Source organism: Streptomyces sp. NPDC093598 (genome assembly GCF_044764825.1).
In the GTDB taxonomy this organism is placed as follows: Bacteria; Actinomycetota; Actinomycetes; order Streptomycetales; family Streptomycetaceae; genus Streptomyces.
The window spans coordinates 307,074-321,796 of the sequence record NZ_JBIWIV010000007.1 but is presented as its reverse complement, the minus strand read 5'-3'; the positions used below and the strand labels follow the sequence as shown (position 1 = coordinate 321,796).

13 protein-coding genes, 1 rRNA gene and 1 riboswitch are annotated in these 14,723 nt (G+C 69.8%); of the genes, 12 read left to right on the top strand and 2 right to left on the bottom strand.

Annotated features, from left to right (window positions below):
• From rrf to ACIRDU_RS23090, 11 genes are all read left to right on the top strand, one after another.
• Positions 1 to 95: ribosomal RNA gene (rrf, locus tag ACIRDU_RS23140) — 5S ribosomal RNA — on the top strand; the annotation flags it as partial.
• A 109-nt stretch (positions 96 to 204) separates the two neighbouring features.
• The gene (locus tag ACIRDU_RS23135; RefSeq protein WP_403582209.1) at positions 205 to 813 is read left to right on the top strand and encodes a CDP-alcohol phosphatidyltransferase family protein; all 609 of its coding nucleotides are present in this window, start codon (positions 205 to 207) and stop codon (positions 811 to 813) included.
• A gap of 114 nt (positions 814 to 927) precedes the next feature.
• Positions 928 to 3,423, top strand: a complete 2,496-nt coding sequence (locus ACIRDU_RS23130; protein ID WP_403582207.1) for a sugar phosphate nucleotidyltransferase — start codon at positions 928 to 930, stop codon at positions 3,421 to 3,423.
• 98 nt (positions 3,424 to 3,521) lie between these two features.
• Positions 3,522 to 4,436, top strand: a complete 915-nt coding sequence (locus tag ACIRDU_RS23125) for a DUF881 domain-containing protein (RefSeq protein WP_403582205.1) — start codon at positions 3,522 to 3,524, stop codon at positions 4,434 to 4,436.
• Positions 4,433 to 4,765 (top strand): small basic family protein, encoded by a 333-nt coding sequence (locus ACIRDU_RS23120; protein ID WP_003988855.1) that lies wholly within the window; start codon positions 4,433 to 4,435, stop codon positions 4,763 to 4,765. The genes ACIRDU_RS23125 and ACIRDU_RS23120 overlap by 4 nt, the downstream gene beginning before the upstream one ends.
• A 5-nt stretch (positions 4,766 to 4,770) precedes the next feature.
• Positions 4,771 to 5,682 carry a DUF881 domain-containing protein gene (locus ACIRDU_RS23115; protein WP_403582203.1) on the top strand — a complete coding sequence of 304 codons (912 nt, stop codon included), beginning with the start codon at positions 4,771 to 4,773 and terminating at the stop codon, positions 5,680 to 5,682.
• 61 nt (positions 5,683 to 5,743) lie between these two features.
• Positions 5,744 to 6,697 (top strand): FHA domain-containing protein, encoded by a 954-nt coding sequence (locus tag ACIRDU_RS23110; protein ID WP_403582201.1) that lies wholly within the window; start codon positions 5,744 to 5,746, stop codon positions 6,695 to 6,697.
• Between the two features lie 50 nt (positions 6,698 to 6,747).
• The gene (locus ACIRDU_RS23105; protein ID WP_403582199.1) at positions 6,748 to 7,476 is read left to right on the top strand and encodes a MerR family transcriptional regulator; all 729 of its coding nucleotides are present in this window, start codon (positions 6,748 to 6,750) and stop codon (positions 7,474 to 7,476) included.
• An 85-nt stretch (positions 7,477 to 7,561) separates the two neighbouring features.
• Positions 7,562 to 8,035, top strand: a complete 474-nt coding sequence (locus ACIRDU_RS23100) for a bifunctional nuclease family protein (protein WP_003988851.1) — start codon at positions 7,562 to 7,564, stop codon at positions 8,033 to 8,035.
• A 294-nt stretch (positions 8,036 to 8,329) separates the two neighbouring features.
• Positions 8,330 to 9,013 (top strand): MerR family transcriptional regulator, encoded by a 684-nt coding sequence (locus ACIRDU_RS23095; RefSeq protein ID WP_142165133.1) that lies wholly within the window; start codon positions 8,330 to 8,332, stop codon positions 9,011 to 9,013.
• A 134-nt stretch (positions 9,014 to 9,147) separates the two neighbouring features.
• Positions 9,148 to 10,602: a DNA polymerase IV gene (locus ACIRDU_RS23090; protein WP_403582197.1), complete on the top strand. Its 1,455-nt coding sequence runs from the start codon at positions 9,148 to 9,150 to the stop codon at positions 10,600 to 10,602.
• Here ACIRDU_RS23090 and ACIRDU_RS23085 read toward each other — a convergent pair.
• Entirely contained in the window at positions 10,521 to 10,895 is a 375-nt protein-coding gene (locus ACIRDU_RS23085; RefSeq protein ID WP_031143194.1) for a PRC-barrel domain-containing protein, read from the bottom strand. The two genes, ACIRDU_RS23090 and ACIRDU_RS23085, sit on opposite strands and share 82 nt — an antisense overlap.
• Before the next feature lie 113 nt (positions 10,896 to 11,008).
• Positions 11,009 to 11,104: riboswitch (glycine riboswitch) on the top strand.
• A 175-nt stretch (positions 11,105 to 11,279) separates the two neighbouring features.
• Here ACIRDU_RS23085 and gcvP point away from each other — a divergent pair.
• Positions 11,280 to 14,165 carry an aminomethyl-transferring glycine dehydrogenase gene (gene gcvP / locus ACIRDU_RS23080; protein WP_403582196.1) on the top strand — a complete coding sequence of 962 codons (2,886 nt, stop codon included), beginning with the start codon at positions 11,280 to 11,282 and terminating at the stop codon, positions 14,163 to 14,165.
• Between the two features lie 64 nt (positions 14,166 to 14,229).
• Here gcvP and ACIRDU_RS23075 read toward each other — a convergent pair whose 3' ends face one another.
• Positions 14,230 to 14,649 carry a molybdopterin-binding protein gene (locus ACIRDU_RS23075; RefSeq protein WP_403582195.1) on the bottom strand — a complete coding sequence of 140 codons (420 nt, stop codon included), beginning with the start codon at positions 14,647 to 14,649 and terminating at the stop codon, positions 14,230 to 14,232.
• Positions 14,650 to 14,723: the final 74 nt, after the last annotated feature.

Below are 14,723 nucleotides of genomic sequence, written 5' to 3'. Positions count from 1 at the left end.
AAACGCCCGGTTACATTCCGAACCCGGAAGCTAAGCCTTACAGCGCCGATGGTACTGCAGGGGGGACCCTGTGGGAGAGTAGGACGCCGCCGAACTCCTTTTAGAGCTCTGGCTCTTGGGCACGCAGCCCAAGAGCCAGAGCTTTTTTGCGTTGAGGTAGGGTCAGGGGGCATCGTTGGCACGTTTCCCACAGGAGGCCCCCGGGTGGAGGTTCAGGAGACTCGCGTCCAGACGGACCGTGTGCTCACCATCCCGAACATCCTCAGCATGGCCCGCCTCGTCGGCGTGCCCGTCTTCCTGTGGCTGATCCTGCGGCCTGAGTTCGGTGGCCCCAAGAGTGACGGCTGGGCCCTTCTGGTGCTGGCTTGGAGCGGCATCAGCGACTACTTGGACGGGAAGCTCGCGCGGCGGTGGAACCAGATCAGCAGCCTCGGCCGGCTCCTCGATCCTGCGGCCGATCGGCTCTACATTCTCTCGACCTTGGTCGGCCTCACCTGGCGCGAGATCCTGCCCCTCTGGTTGACCGCTGTACTTCTGGCGAGAGAGCTCGTGCTGCTGGTCATGGTGGGTATCCTCCGCCGGCACGGCTATCCGCCACCTCAGGTGAACTTCCTGGGTAAGGCCGCCACCTTCAACCTGATGTATGCCTTCCCCCTGCTTCTGCTCAGTGACGGAACTGGCTGGATCTCGTCACTGGCTGCTATTTTCGGATGGGCGTTCGCTGGATGGGGTACAACGCTGTACTGGTGGGCAGGAGTCCTCTACGTGGTACAAGTCCGCCGCCTGGTCCGTGCGGACGCCACGGCCGATTGAACTCCCGGATGGTCCTGCTGCCGTAGCGGAGCGATGGCCCGTGCTGGATAAGTGCGGGACAATCCTGGCGGGGGAAGTCGGCTAGACCGTCTCTTCGAGGAGGACGCTTCCGACATGAAGGCCGTCGTGATGGCCGGAGGCGAAGGCACGCGCCTTCGCCCTATGACCTCAAGCATGCCCAAGCCGCTCCTGCCGGTGGCCAACCGGCCGATCATGGAGCATGTTCTGCGGCTGCTCAAAAGGCATGGGCTCAACGAAACAGTCGTGACTGTCCAGTTCTTGGCCTCGCTCGTCAAGAACTACTTCGGTGACGGCGAAGAGCTCGGGATGGAGCTCACTTATGCCAATGAGGAGAAGCCACTCGGTACCGCCGGAAGCGTCAAGAACGCCGAAGAGGCGTTGAAGGACGATGCCTTCCTCGTCATCTCCGGCGATGCTCTGACGGACTTCGACCTCACTGAGCTCATCAATTTCCACAAGGAGAAGGGCGCGCTGGTCACGGTCTGTCTGACGCGTGTGCCCAATCCGCTGGAATTCGGTATCACCATTGTCGACGAGGAAGGGAAGGTGGAGCGCTTCCTCGAGAAGCCCACCTGGGGCCAGGTCTTCTCCGACACTGTGAACACCGGCATCTATGTGATGGAGCCCGAGGTCTTCGACTACGTCGAGCCCGACGTGCCCGTCGACTGGTCCGGTGACGTCTTCCCTCAGCTGATGAAGGAAGGCAAGCCCATCTACGGCTATATCGCCGAGGGCTACTGGGAGGACGTCGGTACCCATGAGAGCTATGTGAAGGCGCAGGCCGATGTCCTGGAGGGCAAGGTCGACGTCGACATCGACGGGTTCGAGATCTCTCCGGGCGTGTGGGTCGCCGAGGGCGCCGAGGTCCATCCCGACGCTGTTCTCCGCGGGCCCGTCTACATCGGTGACTACGCCAAGGTCGAGGCCGGCTCCGAAATTCGCGAGCACACCGTCGTCGGCTCCAACGTCGTCGTCAAGAGCGGCGCGTTTCTCCACAAGGCCGTCGTCCACGACAACGTCTACGTGGGGCCGCACAGCAATCTGCGCGGCTGCGTGGTCGGCAAGAACACCGACATCATGCGCGCGGCGCGGATCGAGGACGGGGCGGTCATCGGTGACGAGTGCCTGGTCGGTGAAGAATCGATCGTCCAGGGCAATGTGCGGGTTTACCCGTTCAAGACCATCGAGGCCGGCGCCTTCGTCAACACCTCGGTGATCTGGGAGTCCAGGGGCCAGGCGCATCTCTTCGGTGCCCGCGGTGTCTCCGGCATCCTGAATGTGGAGATCACGCCGGAACTCGCGGTGCGTCTCGCCGGTGCGTACGCGACGACCCTGAAGAAGGGCTCGACCGTCACTACGGCCCGGGACCACTCGCGTGGTGCCCGTGCGCTGAAGCGGGCGGTGATCTCCGCGTTGCAGGCCAGCGCGATCGACGTGCGGGACCTGGAGAACGTGCCGCTGCCCGTGGCCCGGCAGCAGACCGCGCGGGGCAGTGCGGGCGGCATCATGATCCGTACCACCCCAGGGGTGCCGGATTCCGTCGACATCATGTTCTTCGACGGTCAGGGCGCCGACCTGTCGCAGGGCAGCCAGCGGAAGCTGGACCGGGTGTTCGCGCGGCAGGAGTACCGCCGTGCCTTCCCCGGGGAGATCGGTGACCTGCACTTCCCGGCCAGTGTCTTCGACTCGTACACCGGGTCGCTGCTGCGGAACGTCGACACGACCGGGATCGCGGAATCCGGGCTGAAGGTCGTCGTGGACGCGTCCAACGGAAGCGCCGGCCTCGTGCTGCCGAGCCTGCTCGGCAAGCTCGGTGTCGACTCGCTGACGATCAACCCCGGGCTCGACGAGTCCAGGCCGACTGAGACGGCCGACATGCGGCGGTCGGGGATGGTGCGTCTCGGGGAGATCGTGGCGTCCTCGGGTGCCGCGTTCGGCGTCCGGTTCGACCCTGTCGGTGAGCGGCTGTCCCTCGTCGACGAGAAGGGCCGGATCATCGAGGACGACCGGGCGCTGCTCGTGATGCTCGACCTCGTCGCCGCCGAGCGGCGCAGCGGCCGGGTCGCGCTGCCGGTGACCACGACCCGGATCGCCGAGCAGGTGGCGGCGTACCACGGGACACAGGTCGAGTGGACGACCACCTCTCCCGACGACCTCACGCGCGTGGGCGGTGAGGAAGGGACGATCTTCGGCGGTGACGGCAAGGGCGGCTTCATCGTCCCCGAGTTCAGCAGCGTGTACGACGCCACCGCGGCCTTCGTACGGCTCATCGGGCTCGTGGGGCGGACGCAGCTCACGCTCAGCCAGATCGACGCGCGGATCCCGCGGGCGCACGTCCTGAAGCGGGATCTGGCGACCCCGTGGGCCGTCAAGGGTCTGGTGATGCGGCGGGTCGTCGAAGCGGCCGGAGACCGCTTCGTGGACACCACGGACGGGGTGCGTGTGGTGGAGACCGACGGCCGCTGGGTGATGGTCCTGCCCGACCCGGCCGAGGCCGTCACCCACCTGTGGGCGGAGGGGCCGGACGACGCCTCCGCGCAGGCCCTGCTGGACGAATGGTCGGCGGTCGTGGACAGCGCCGGCCGGTAGAACGGGCTGCACGCGTGCGTGCCGGACACGTGTCCTCAACGGGGCCTGTCCGGCACGCCGGTGGGGCCGTTCGGAGGTAGCGCTCGCGACGTGCGACGATGTGCGGCATGCCGCAGCCACCCCCCATTCGGAGCACTCCCGCGCGGCCCCGGCGCCCGGATGCGTCCATGTCGTTGCTCACCAACGTCATGGACCACAGCCTCGACGACGGTTATGCCGAGGCCGCCGCGCGCAAGAAGGCCGCGGGCGACAGCGGCATGCCGAAGACGCTCAGGGCGAAGCTCGGGCTCGCCGCCGGCCTGGTGCTGGCGGCCCTCCTCGTGACCGTGGGAGCGGCGCAGGCACGGGTCGCCGCTCCGGTCGTGGCCAAGGAACGGGGAGAGCTGGTCGACCGCATCGACCGGGAGACCGAGGCGGCGGACAAGCTGGAGGACTCCGTCGACGAGCTGCGCGCGGACGTGAGCGCGCGGCAGCGCGAGGCACTGAAGCACAGCCGCGGCAGCGCGGACTCCGACCTGGCGGCAATCCTGTCCGGCGCGGTCGCGGTGCACGGCCCCGGTGTGAAGCTCGTGGTGAACGACGCCAAGGAAGCCGCCTCGGGCGGCGACGGCAACCCGCGCGAGGCCTCCGGGTTCTCCGACACCGGCAGGGTGCGTGACCGGGACATGCAGCGGGTGGTCAACGGGCTGTGGGAGTCGGGTGCCGAGGCCGTCTCCATCAACGGGCAGCGGCTGACGGCGCTGTCCGCGATCAGGGCGGCGGGGGACGCCATACTGGTCGACAACAAGCCGCTGGTGCCGCCGTACACGGTGCTCGCGGTGGGGGACGGGCAGCGGCTGAGCACGCGGTTCCAGAACAGTGCGGACGGGTTGTATCTGAACGCGCTGCAGGAGAGCTACGGCATCAGGACAGGCATCTCCGTGGAGGACGACCTCCGGCTGCCTGCCGCTCCGAGTGTGACCGTACGTACAGCACAGCCGAGCATTGAGAAGAGCGAGAAGGGCACATCGTGATCGCCGTACTGGGCCTCGTCGTGGGAGTCGTGGCCGGCCTGTTGGTCCGGCCTGAGGTTCCGGCGGTGGTCGAGCCTTATCTGCCGATCGCTGTCGTGGCGGCGCTCGACGCCGTCTTCGGCGGTCTGCGGGCCATGCTCGACGGCATCTTCGACGACAAGGTCTTCGTGGTGTCGTTCCTGTCGAACGTCGTCGTGGCCGCGTTGATCGTGTTCCTGGGCGACAAGCTGGGCGTGGGTGCCCAGCTGTCCACCGGTGTGGTGGTCGTCCTCGGCATCCGGATCTTCTCCAACGCCGCGGCGATCCGCCGGCACGTGTTCCGGGCGTGAGGCCGATGAGCGATCACGACGAGACGCCCGCCGAGGAGCGGGGCGACACGCGCGCCGGCGGCGGCGATTCGGGGAACAGGCTGCGCAAGGAACTGCCCCAGGAGGTGCCCGCGGCGGCGCCTGCCGCGGAGGAGGCCCCGCAGGAGCCGGAGCCCGAGCAGGCACCGGATCAGCAGCCGGACCCCGAGCCGCGACTGACCGGACGGCAGCGGCTGGTGCAGGGGGTGTGGCCACCGCGGGTCACCCGGGCCCAACTCATCGTCGCGGTGCTGCTGTTCGGCCTCGGGTTCGGGCTGGCCGTGCAGGTGGCCTCGAACAGTGACAGTGACAGCGCCCTGCGGGGAGCGCGGCAGGAAGATCTTGTCCGCATCCTCGATGAACTGGATGACCGTACTCAGCGTCTAGAGGACGAGAAGCAGGGTCTCGAGAAGCAGCGCGACGAGCTGGAGAACAGCTCGGACCAGGCCGAGGAGGCCCGCAAGCAGACGATCGAGAAGGAGAGGCAACTCGGCATCCTGGCGGGCACCGTGGCCGCGCAGGGGCCCGGCATCACCATGACGATCCAGGACACGAAGGGGACGGTCGAGGCGGACATGCTGCTCGACGCGATCCAGGAGCTGCGTGCGGCGGGTGCCGAGGCGATCCAGGTCAACGGCGTTCGGGTCGTCGCGGGCACGTATCTCACGGACTCGGGCAAGGGCGTGGGCGTCGACGGGAACAAGATCAACGCGCCCTATCGTTTCAAGGTCATCGGCAAGCCGCAGGACCTCGAGCCGGCGCTCAACATCCCCGGAGGCGTGGTGCAGACTCTTGAGAAGGAACAGGCCACCGTCACGATCGAGCGGTCGACCAAGATCGTCGTGGACGCCTTGCGAGCAGCGAAGCGGCCTGACTACGCTCGGTCGTCCTCGCAGTGAACCGGGGGTGCATGGGCGGCGTCGGGCGAGGGCATGAGGTTGCGGGGGGTCGGCGCACCGAATGGGCGGTGCGTGGTGGAAACTGTCTGGTGCAGACGGACGTTGTCAGGATGTCCGGGTCGGCCAGAGTGTTCAGTCAGGGTTCGTCCTGCCCCACGGGCGGGTCTGTTTCGGTCAAGGGGAATCGCCCGTGAAGTTGTTTGCGAAGTTGTTCGGCAAGAGCGCGCGAGAGGGCAGCGACAACGCCACCGCCCGTCATCGCGCACAGCCTGACGCGGAGGGCCAGCGGCCGTTGTTCCGGGACCAGGTCGGTGGCCCGGGCGGCGGTGTTTCCGGTGGTCAGGGCGCGCCGTCGGTTGACCCTGCGCAGCCCGGCGGCATAGGTTTCGGGCAACCGTCAACCTCAAGTGCGGGTGGAGGGTTTTCCGACCCGTACGCGTCCAACGCCCCCGGTGGGCAGCCGCGGCAGGAGGATCCGATGTCGGCCCTGGTGTGTACGAGGTGCGGTAACCGCAACGCGGAGAACAGCCGTTTCTGCTCCAACTGCGGCGCGCCGCTGCGGGCGGGGGCGACGCCGGAGCGTCCGTCCGAGACGACCTCCACGATCTCCATCTCCGGTCTCGAGGCCTACGACAGTGAGACCACCGGCCAGACGCCGATGCCGACCCTGTCCCCCGAGGCGCAGGCGGCCGTCGACGCGCTGCCGCTGGGTTCCGCGCTCCTGGTCGTGCGCCGTGGGCCGAACTCGGGCAGCCGTTTCCTGCTGGACGGCGATCTGACCACGGCCGGCCGGCACCCGCAGAGCGACATCTTCCTGGACGATGTCACGGTGTCCCGGCGGCATGTGGAGTTCCGCCGTGGTCAGGACGGCTCGTTCACGGTGGCCGACGTGGGCAGCCTGAACGGCACGTATGTGAACCGGGAGCGGATCGACCAGGTCGCCCTGAACAACGGCGACGAGGTGCAGATCGGCAAGTACCGGCTGGTCTTCTACGCCAGCCAGCGGGGCTACTGACCGGCTCCTCCGGGGAGGCCCAGCGAAGGTCCGTCCGTCAGGAAAGGTCCATGCTTCAAACACCGAGCGGCGGTGCCCGGCACGGCACCGCCGCCACGGACAGTGGGCTGATGAGCATCGGCACGGTGCTGAACGTGCTGCGCGACGAGTTCCCCGAAGTGACCATCTCCAAGATCCGCTTCCTGGAGTCGGAGGGGCTCATCGAGCCGCAGCGGTCCCCGTCGGGGTATCGCAAGTTCAGCGCCCGCGACGTCGAGCGTCTCGGTCACGTCCTGAGGATGCAGCGGGACCACTATCTGCCCCTGAAGGTCATCCGGGAGCACCTGGCGGCCATGGAGCGTGGTGATGCCGTCCCGCTGCCGGTCGTGGGCCGTCAGCGGGACGGTGAGCCCGCGCCCGAGGGGCCCACGGCGGCCAGGATCGGGCGTGCGGAGCTGCTCGCCGCCGCCGGCGTCGACGAGCAGGAGCTCAGGGAGTGGGAGTCCTACGGGTTGCTCACTCCGCTGGAGGACGGGGCCTACGACGCGGAGGCGGTCACGGTCGCCTCGCTCATCGCCGAGCTCGGGCGGTTCGGGATCGAGCCGAGGCACCTGCGGGTGATGAAGGCCGCCGCCGACCGGGAGGCCGGGCTCGTGGACCAGGTGGTGGCCCCACTGAGGCGGCACCGGAACCCGCAGACCAGGGCTCACGCCGAGGACCGCATCAAGGAGCTGGCGGGGCTCACGGTGAAGCTGCACGCCGCGCTGGTGCAGACGGCGCTCGGGGTGCGGCTGCCCTGACGGGGCCCGGTGCCCGGGGGCCGGATCAGGCGCCTCATCCCGGCCCGACTACCCAAACGTCCCGAGCACGGCCTAGGGTTGCTGTGTGAACGAGCTCGATGTCGTAGGTGTCCGGGTCGAGATGCCCTCCAACCAACCGATCGTGCTGCTGCGTGAAGTGGGAGGCGACCGTTACCTCCCCATCTGGATCGGACCGGGGGAGGCGACGGCGATCGCCTTCGCCCAGCAGGGCATGGCTCCCGCGCGGCCGCTGACCCACGACCTGTTCAAGGACGTGCTGGAAGCGGTCGGCCAGGAGCTCACGGAAGTGCGCATCACGGACCTGCGTGAGGGCGTCTTCTACGCGGAGCTGGTCTTTGCCAGCGGCGTCGAGGTGAGCGCCCGCCCGTCCGACGCCATAGCGCTCGCGCTGCGCACCGGGACGCCGATCTACGGCAGTGACACGGTGCTCGACGACGCCGGTATCGCGATCCCGGACGAGCAGGAGGACGAGGTGGAGAAGTTCCGCGAGTTCCTCGACCAGATCTCCCCGGAGGACTTCGGCAGCAGCAGTCAGTGAGCCGCGCGGTCGGCGGCAGGAATCTCAGAGGCGTGTGGGCGGCCCGGCGGACGATGTGGTCCGCGGCAGGGCCGCCCGCCGTATGTGTCACGGGTGAAATGCCCGCATGTGCCGGTGGCGAGTGAGAGCGTCACACGGCCCGTGCCGAAGGCATTCGGCTAGCCTTTCCCCGCGGCGGGGCACGGGAAACCACTCTCAGGGTGATTATCACTCGGCGTGGCGAGTGTGGCGATCGTTGACGCACCCCTGGTGACTGCCTACCGTCGAGAAGGCAGGTCAAGGACGGAGGTCGGCGTGAGAAGCAGCGGCGACGGTACGGCTGGGGGCGGCCCCGAGCGCAGTCTCAGGGCGAGCGGTCCGTACCCTCCCCCCGGCTCACGGCCCCTCCCGGGTGGAGGGTGCCCCCAGCCCGGTGGCGCGGCCGATCACGCTCCGCAGCGGCCGACGGCGGTGCCGAGCAGCGGAGGGACGACGTCCATGGCGTCCGAGCAGATCGGCTATCGCGGCCCCACGGCCTGTGCGGCCGCCGGTATCACCTACCGCCAACTGGACTACTGGGCCCGCACGGGGCTCGTCGAGCCGAGCGTGCGCCCCGCCTACGGGTCCGGGACGCAGCGGCTGTACAGCTTCCGGGACGTGGTCGTCCTGAAGATCGTCAAGCGGTTCCTCGACACCGGGGTGTCGCTGCAGAACATCCGCACGGCGGTCCAGCACCTCAGGGAACGCGGTTTCAGCGACCTGGAGCGCATGACGCTGATGAGCGACGGCGCGACGGTCTACGAGTGCACCTCGCCCGACGAGGTCCATGCCCTGCTCCAGGGAGGCCAGGGCGTGTTCGGGATCGCCGTGGGCGTGGTGTGGCGGGACGTCGAGAGCGCGCTGTCCCAGCTGCACGGCGAGCGGATCGACACCGGCGAGACCCTGGTCGGGCCCAATCCGGCGGACGAACTGGCGCGTCGGCGGAACCGCGCTGTCTGAGCCGCCCGGCAGCGCGGGGCGCACGTGGCCGCAGGAGGCCGGACGTTTCCGCGCCGGGCCGTAAGCGGTTTCCCGTGGGGCCGGCAGGGCAGTCGCGCGGGGCGTTGTCAGTGGCGTAGGGCAGCATCGGAGGTGTGAGAACCGCGCCCACGATCCTGCATCTCGACATGGATGCCTTCTTCGCCTCGGTGGAGCAGGCGTCCAAGCCGAGTCTGCGCGGGAAGGCCGTGGTCGTGGGCGGGCTCGGACCGCGAGGCGTGGTGGCGACCGCCTCGTACGAGGCGCGGGTCTTCGGGGTGCATTCGGCGATGCCCATGGGGCAGGCCCGGCGGCTCGCGCCCAACGCCGCGTACCTCGTGCCGCGCTTCACCTTCTACCGGTCGATCAGCGAGCGCGTGATGGAGCTGCTGCGTGCGCTGTCGCCGCTGGTGGAGCCGCTGAGCCTGGACGAGGCGTTCGTGGACCTGGAGGCCGGGGGAGTGGCCTGGGACGAGCGGTCGGCGCGGCTGGCCGGGGTGAAGCTGCGCGCGGACATCCGGGCCGCTACGGGGCTCACGGGGTCGGTGGGGCTCGCCGCCTCCAAGATGCTCGCGAAGATCGCCTCGGAGGAAGCCAAGCCCGACGGGCTGGTGGTGATCGAGCCGGGGACCGAGCGGGCGATGCTGGGGCCGATGTCGGTGCGGACGCTGCCCGGGGTGGGGCCGGCGACGGGTGACCACCTGCGGCGGGCGGGGATCACCACGGTCGAGGAGATCGTCGAGGCGGGTGAGGACGAGCTGGTCCGGCTGCTGGGGAAGGCGCACGGGCATGGTCTGTACGCCATGGCCCTGGCGCGGGACGACCGGCCCGTGGTGGCGGAGCGCGAGGCGAAGTCGGTGTCGGTCGAGGACACCTACGACGTGGACATCCACGACCGGACGCGGGTCGGGCTGGAGGTGCAGCGGCTCGCCGAGCGGTGCGTGCGGCGACTGCGCGGAGCCGGGTTGTCGGGCCGGACCATCGTCCTGAAGGTGCGGCGCTACGACTTCTCGACGCTCACCCGGTCCGAGACGCTGCGCGGGCCGACGGACGATCCGGCGGTGATCCGTGAGGCGGCGGGCAGATTGCTGGACTCGGTCGACACGACGGGCGGGGTGCGGCTGCTGGGGGTGGGCGTCAGTGGGCTCGCCGACTACACACAGGAAGACCTGTTCGCGCAGGCGGCGGGGGAGCGGACGGTCGCGGAGGGCCCGGTCGAGGAGCCCTCCGCCGCGCCGGCCGAGGAGCGGCCGTCGCTCGCCGAGCGCAGATGGCCTGCCGGGCACGACGTGCGGCACGCCGAGTTCGGCCACGGATGGGTGCAGGGCAGCGGCCTGGGGCGGGTCACCGTCCGCTTCGAGACGCCCTCCTCGGAGCCCGGGCGCGTGCGGACCTTCCGGGTCGACGATCCGGAGCTGGAGGCGGCGGATCCGTTGCCGTTGGTGTTACGAGGGCCGGAAGCGGGAGGCGGGGCCCCCGGGGCGGGGTCTCAGGCCGTCTCGTCGGTGCCCGCCAGCTTGCCGAAGTCGTGGTCCGGCAGCGGGGGCGGGGCGGCGACGTCGAGGCCGTAGTGGTGGTAGAGCTGCAGTTCCTGCTCGGGTGAGAGATGGCGGCCCACGCCGAAGTCGGGGGCGTCCTTGATCAGGGCGCGGTCGAAGGGGACGTGGAGGGCGCCCTCGATCAGTTCGCTCGGCTCCAGGGGGACGAAAGCGTCCCTGCTGAACAGGCCGGTCCGTATGGCCGCCCACTCCGGTTCGCCGGTGGCGTCGTCGAGGTAGACCTCGTCGATCGTGCCGATCCTGGTCCCGTTGCGGTCGAACGCCTTGCGGCCGATCAGGTTGCGCGGATCGATATCGGTTCGCACGGGCCCTCCACATGGTCGCACCTCATCCGTAAGCACTACAAAACGGCACAAGCGGGGATGCGGCCACTCGAAGGTTCGTGCGTTGACCTCGCTGGTACGCTGGCAGCGGCTGTTGACCCCGTGCGGGAGAGTCCTCCAGACACCATCGGAGGCGCCGAAGGAGCAAATCCTCCCCGGAATCTCTCAGGCTCACGTACCGCACGGACGAGGTCACTCTGGAAAGCAGGGCGGGTGTCGACGGCTTCCGCTCTCACCGACGGTGAAAGCCGGACGTCTTCGGGCGCTCCGGTGAAGCTCTCAGGTTGAGATGACAGAGGGGGAGGCCGTCCGGGTACCCGCGCCGTGGTGCCCCTCGAAGGTCGTGTCGACCAGGAGGCCTCCGCAATGACCGCCCACCGCATTCCGCTCTCCGAGCTCGAAGAGGCAGTCCCCTTCGAGCAGCGCCACATCGGCCCCGACCACGAGGCCTGCGCCAAGATGCTCGCGCAGGTCGGCTACGGCTCGCTGGACGAACTCACCACCGCCGCGGTCCCGGCCGTGATCGCGAGCGCCGAGGCACTGGACCTGCCGGGTGCCCGCAGTGAGGCGGAGGTGATCGCCGAGCTGCGCTCCCTCGCCGACCGCAACCAGGTCCTCGGCTCGATGATCGGCCTCGGGTACTACGGCACGTTCACGCCGCCGGTCGTCCTGCGCAACGTCATGGAGAACCCGTCCTGGTACACGGCCTACACGCCGTACCAGCCGGAGATCTCGCAGGGCCGGCTCGAGGCGCTGCTCAACTTCCAGACGATGGTCGCCGATCTGACCGGACTGCCGACCTCCGGTGCCTCCCTGCTCGACGAGGGCACCGCGGCCGCCGAGGCCATGGCGCTGTCGCGGCGTCTGGGCAAGAACAAGAAGGGCCTGTTCCTGGTCGACGCGGACGCGCTGCCGCAGACCATCGCCGTGATCCAGACCCGCGCGGAGCCGACGGGCGTCGAGGTCGTCGTCGCCGACCTCGGCGACGGCATCCCCGCCGAGGTCGCCGAGCGCGAGATCAACGGCGTGCTGATCCAGTACCCGGGCGCCTCCGGTGCCGTGCGGGACATCAAGCCGGTCATCGACCGGGCGCACGAGCTCGGGGCGCTCGTCACCGTCGCCGCCGATCTGCTGGCGCTGACGCTGCTGAAGTCGCCCGGTGAGCTCGGGGCGGACATCGCGGTCGGCACGACGCAGCGCTTCGGTGTGCCGATGGGCTTCGGCGGACCGCACGCCGGTTACATGGCGGTCCAGGACAAGATGGCGCGCAGCCTGCCCGGGCGGCTGGTCGGCGTCTCCGTGGACGCCGACGGGAACAAGGCCTACCGGCTGGCGCTGCAGACCCGTGAGCAGCACATCCGCCGGGAGAAGGCCACCAGCAACATCTGCACCGCTCAGGTGCTGCTCGCCGTCATGGCGGGCATGTACGCCGTCTACCACGGCCCGGAGGGCCTGAAGGGCATCGCGCGGCGCACCCACCGGTACGCCACCGTCCTCGCCGCCGGGCTGGCGAACGGCGGCGTCGAGGTCGTGCACGGCGCCTACTTCGACACCCTGACCGTGCGGGTCGAGGGCCGCGCCGCCGAGGTCGTGGCCGCCGCCCGGGACAACGGGGTCAACCTGCGTCTCGTCGACGCCGACCACGTCTCGATCGCCTGCGACGAGACCACGACGCGTGCCCAGCTGCGGGCCGTGTGGGCCGCCTTCGGGGTCGAGGGTGTCGTCGAGGCGCTGGACGCGGCCACGGAGGAGGGGCTTCCGCACGCCCTGCTGCGGACCGACGACTACCTGACGCACCCCGTCTTCCACCAGCACCGCTCCGAGACCGCCATGCTGCGCTACCTGCGCCGGCTGGCCGACCGCGACTACGCGCTCGACCGGGGCATGATCCCGCTGGGCTCCTGCACCATGAAGCTCAACGCGACCACGGAGATGGAGCCGGTCACCTGGCCCGAGTTCGGGCAGCTGCACCCCTTCGCGCCCGCCGAGCAGGCCGCGGGCTACCTCACGCTCATCCATGAGCTGGAGGACCGGCTCGCCGAGGTCACCGGCTACGACAAGGTGTCCCTCCAGCCGAACGCCGGGTCACAGGGCGAGCTGGCCGGTCTGCTCGCCGTCCGCGGGTACCACCGGGCCAACGGGGACGAGCAGCGCACCGTGTGCCTGATCCCGTCGTCCGCGCACGGCACCAACGCCGCCAGCGCGGTGATGGCGGGCATGAAGGTCGTCGTCGTGAAGACCGCCGAGGACGGCGAGATCGACGTCGAGGACCTGCGGGCGAAGATCGAGCAGCACCGCGACGAGCTGGCCGTGCTGATGATCACGTACCCGTCCACGCACGGTGTGTTCGAGGAGCACGTCGCCGACATCTGCGCGCAGGTGCACGAGGCGGGCGGGCAGGTCTACGTCGACGGGGCCAACCTCAACGCGCTCGTCGGGCTCGCCAAGCCCGGGCACTTCGGCGGCGACGTCTCGCACCTGAACCTGCACAAGACCTTCTGCATCCCGCACGGCGGCGGCGGTCCCGGCGTCGGCCCGGTCGCGGTGCGCGAGCACCTCGCCCCCTACCTGCCGAACCACCCCCTGCAGCCCGAGGCGGGCCCGGAGACGGGCGTCGGTCCCATCTCCGCGGCGCCGTGGGGCTCCGCCGGCATCCTCCCGATCTCGTGGGCGTACGTCCGGCTCATGGGCGGTGAGGGGCTGAAGCGGGCCACGCAGGTGGCCGTGCTCAGTGCCAACTACATCGCCAAGCGGCTGGAGCCGCACTACCCGGTGCTTTACACCGGCCCCGGCGGTCTCGTCGCCCACGAGTGCATCATCGACCTGCGGCCCCTGACCAAGGCGACCGGAGTGAGCGTCGACGACATCGCCAAGCGGCTGATCGACTACGGCTTCCACGCGCCGACCATGTCGTTCCCGGTGGCCGGGACGCTGATGATCGAGCCGACGGAGTCCGAGGACCTGGCCGAGCTGGACCGGTTCTGCGAGGCGATGATCGCCATCCGCGCGGAGATCGAAAAGGTCGGCTCCGGCGAGTGGCCCGCCGACGACAACCCGCTGCGCGGTGCCCCGCACACCGCCGGCGCGCTCGCCGGGGCGTGGGAGCACGCCTACAGCCGTGAGGAGGCCGTGTTCCCGGCCGGGGTGTCGACCGCCGACAAGTACTGGCCGCCGGTGCGCCGCATCGACCAGGCCTTCGGCGACCGGAACCTCGTGTGCTCCTGCCCGCCGCTGGACGCGTACGAGGACTGACCGGCGGACCGGTCACAGGGAGGGGCTCCGCGGTGCGGGGCCCCTCTCGCCGTTCGCCGGCGAGTCATGCGGTGGCGAGTGACACCTCGGTCGCCTTGATCAGGACGACGACGGGGATCCCGGGCGACAGGGCGAGATCGTCCGCGGCGTCCCTGGTGATCGCGGCGGTCAGCTCGCCGCCCTCGACCGTGACGCGGACGGACGCCATGGCCTCCCCGGCCGCGACGTCCGTGACCGTACCGGGGAGCTGGTTGCGGATCGACAGGCCCTCGACGGGGGCCGTGGCCAGCGACAGCTCCGTCGACTTCATCAGGGCGCGCACGGCGCTCCCGGGAGCGAGGCGGAGGTCTGCCGCCGCCTCGCGGGTGATCGCCGCGGTGAGGTCCTGGCCGCCGGTGAGGCGGACCCTGACGGTCGCCATGGCCTCGCCGGGGGTGACGTCGGTGACGGTGCCGGGGAGCTGGTTGCGGATGCTCAGGCTCATAGGCGCACGGTAGCCCCGCGGGTGCGTCAGGCCCGGTATGCGTGCGTCTGCGTCGCCCGCACTGTCACCCCGGG

Bases quoted from the DNA above. Each gene is read 5' to 3' on its own strand.
- ACIRDU_RS23075 (WP_403582195.1), bottom strand. From the start codon at position 14,649: ATGAGCCTGAGCATCCGCAACCAGCTCCCCGGCACCGTCACCGACGTC.
- gcvP (WP_403582196.1), top strand. From the start codon at position 11,280: ATGACCGCCCACCGCATTCCGCTCTCCGAGCTCGAAGAGGCAGTCCCC.
- ACIRDU_RS23125 (WP_403582205.1), top strand. From the start codon at position 3,522: ATGTGCGGCATGCCGCAGCCACCCCCCATTCGGAGCACTCCCGCGCGG.
- ACIRDU_RS23105 (WP_403582199.1), top strand. From the start codon at position 6,748: ATGCTTCAAACACCGAGCGGCGGTGCCCGGCACGGCACCGCCGCCACG.
- ACIRDU_RS23115 (WP_403582203.1), top strand. From the start codon at position 4,771: ATGAGCGATCACGACGAGACGCCCGCCGAGGAGCGGGGCGACACGCGC.
- ACIRDU_RS23110 (WP_403582201.1), top strand. From the start codon at position 5,744: ATGGGCGGTGCGTGGTGGAAACTGTCTGGTGCAGACGGACGTTGTCAG.
- ACIRDU_RS23130 (WP_403582207.1), top strand. From the start codon at position 928: ATGAAGGCCGTCGTGATGGCCGGAGGCGAAGGCACGCGCCTTCGCCCT.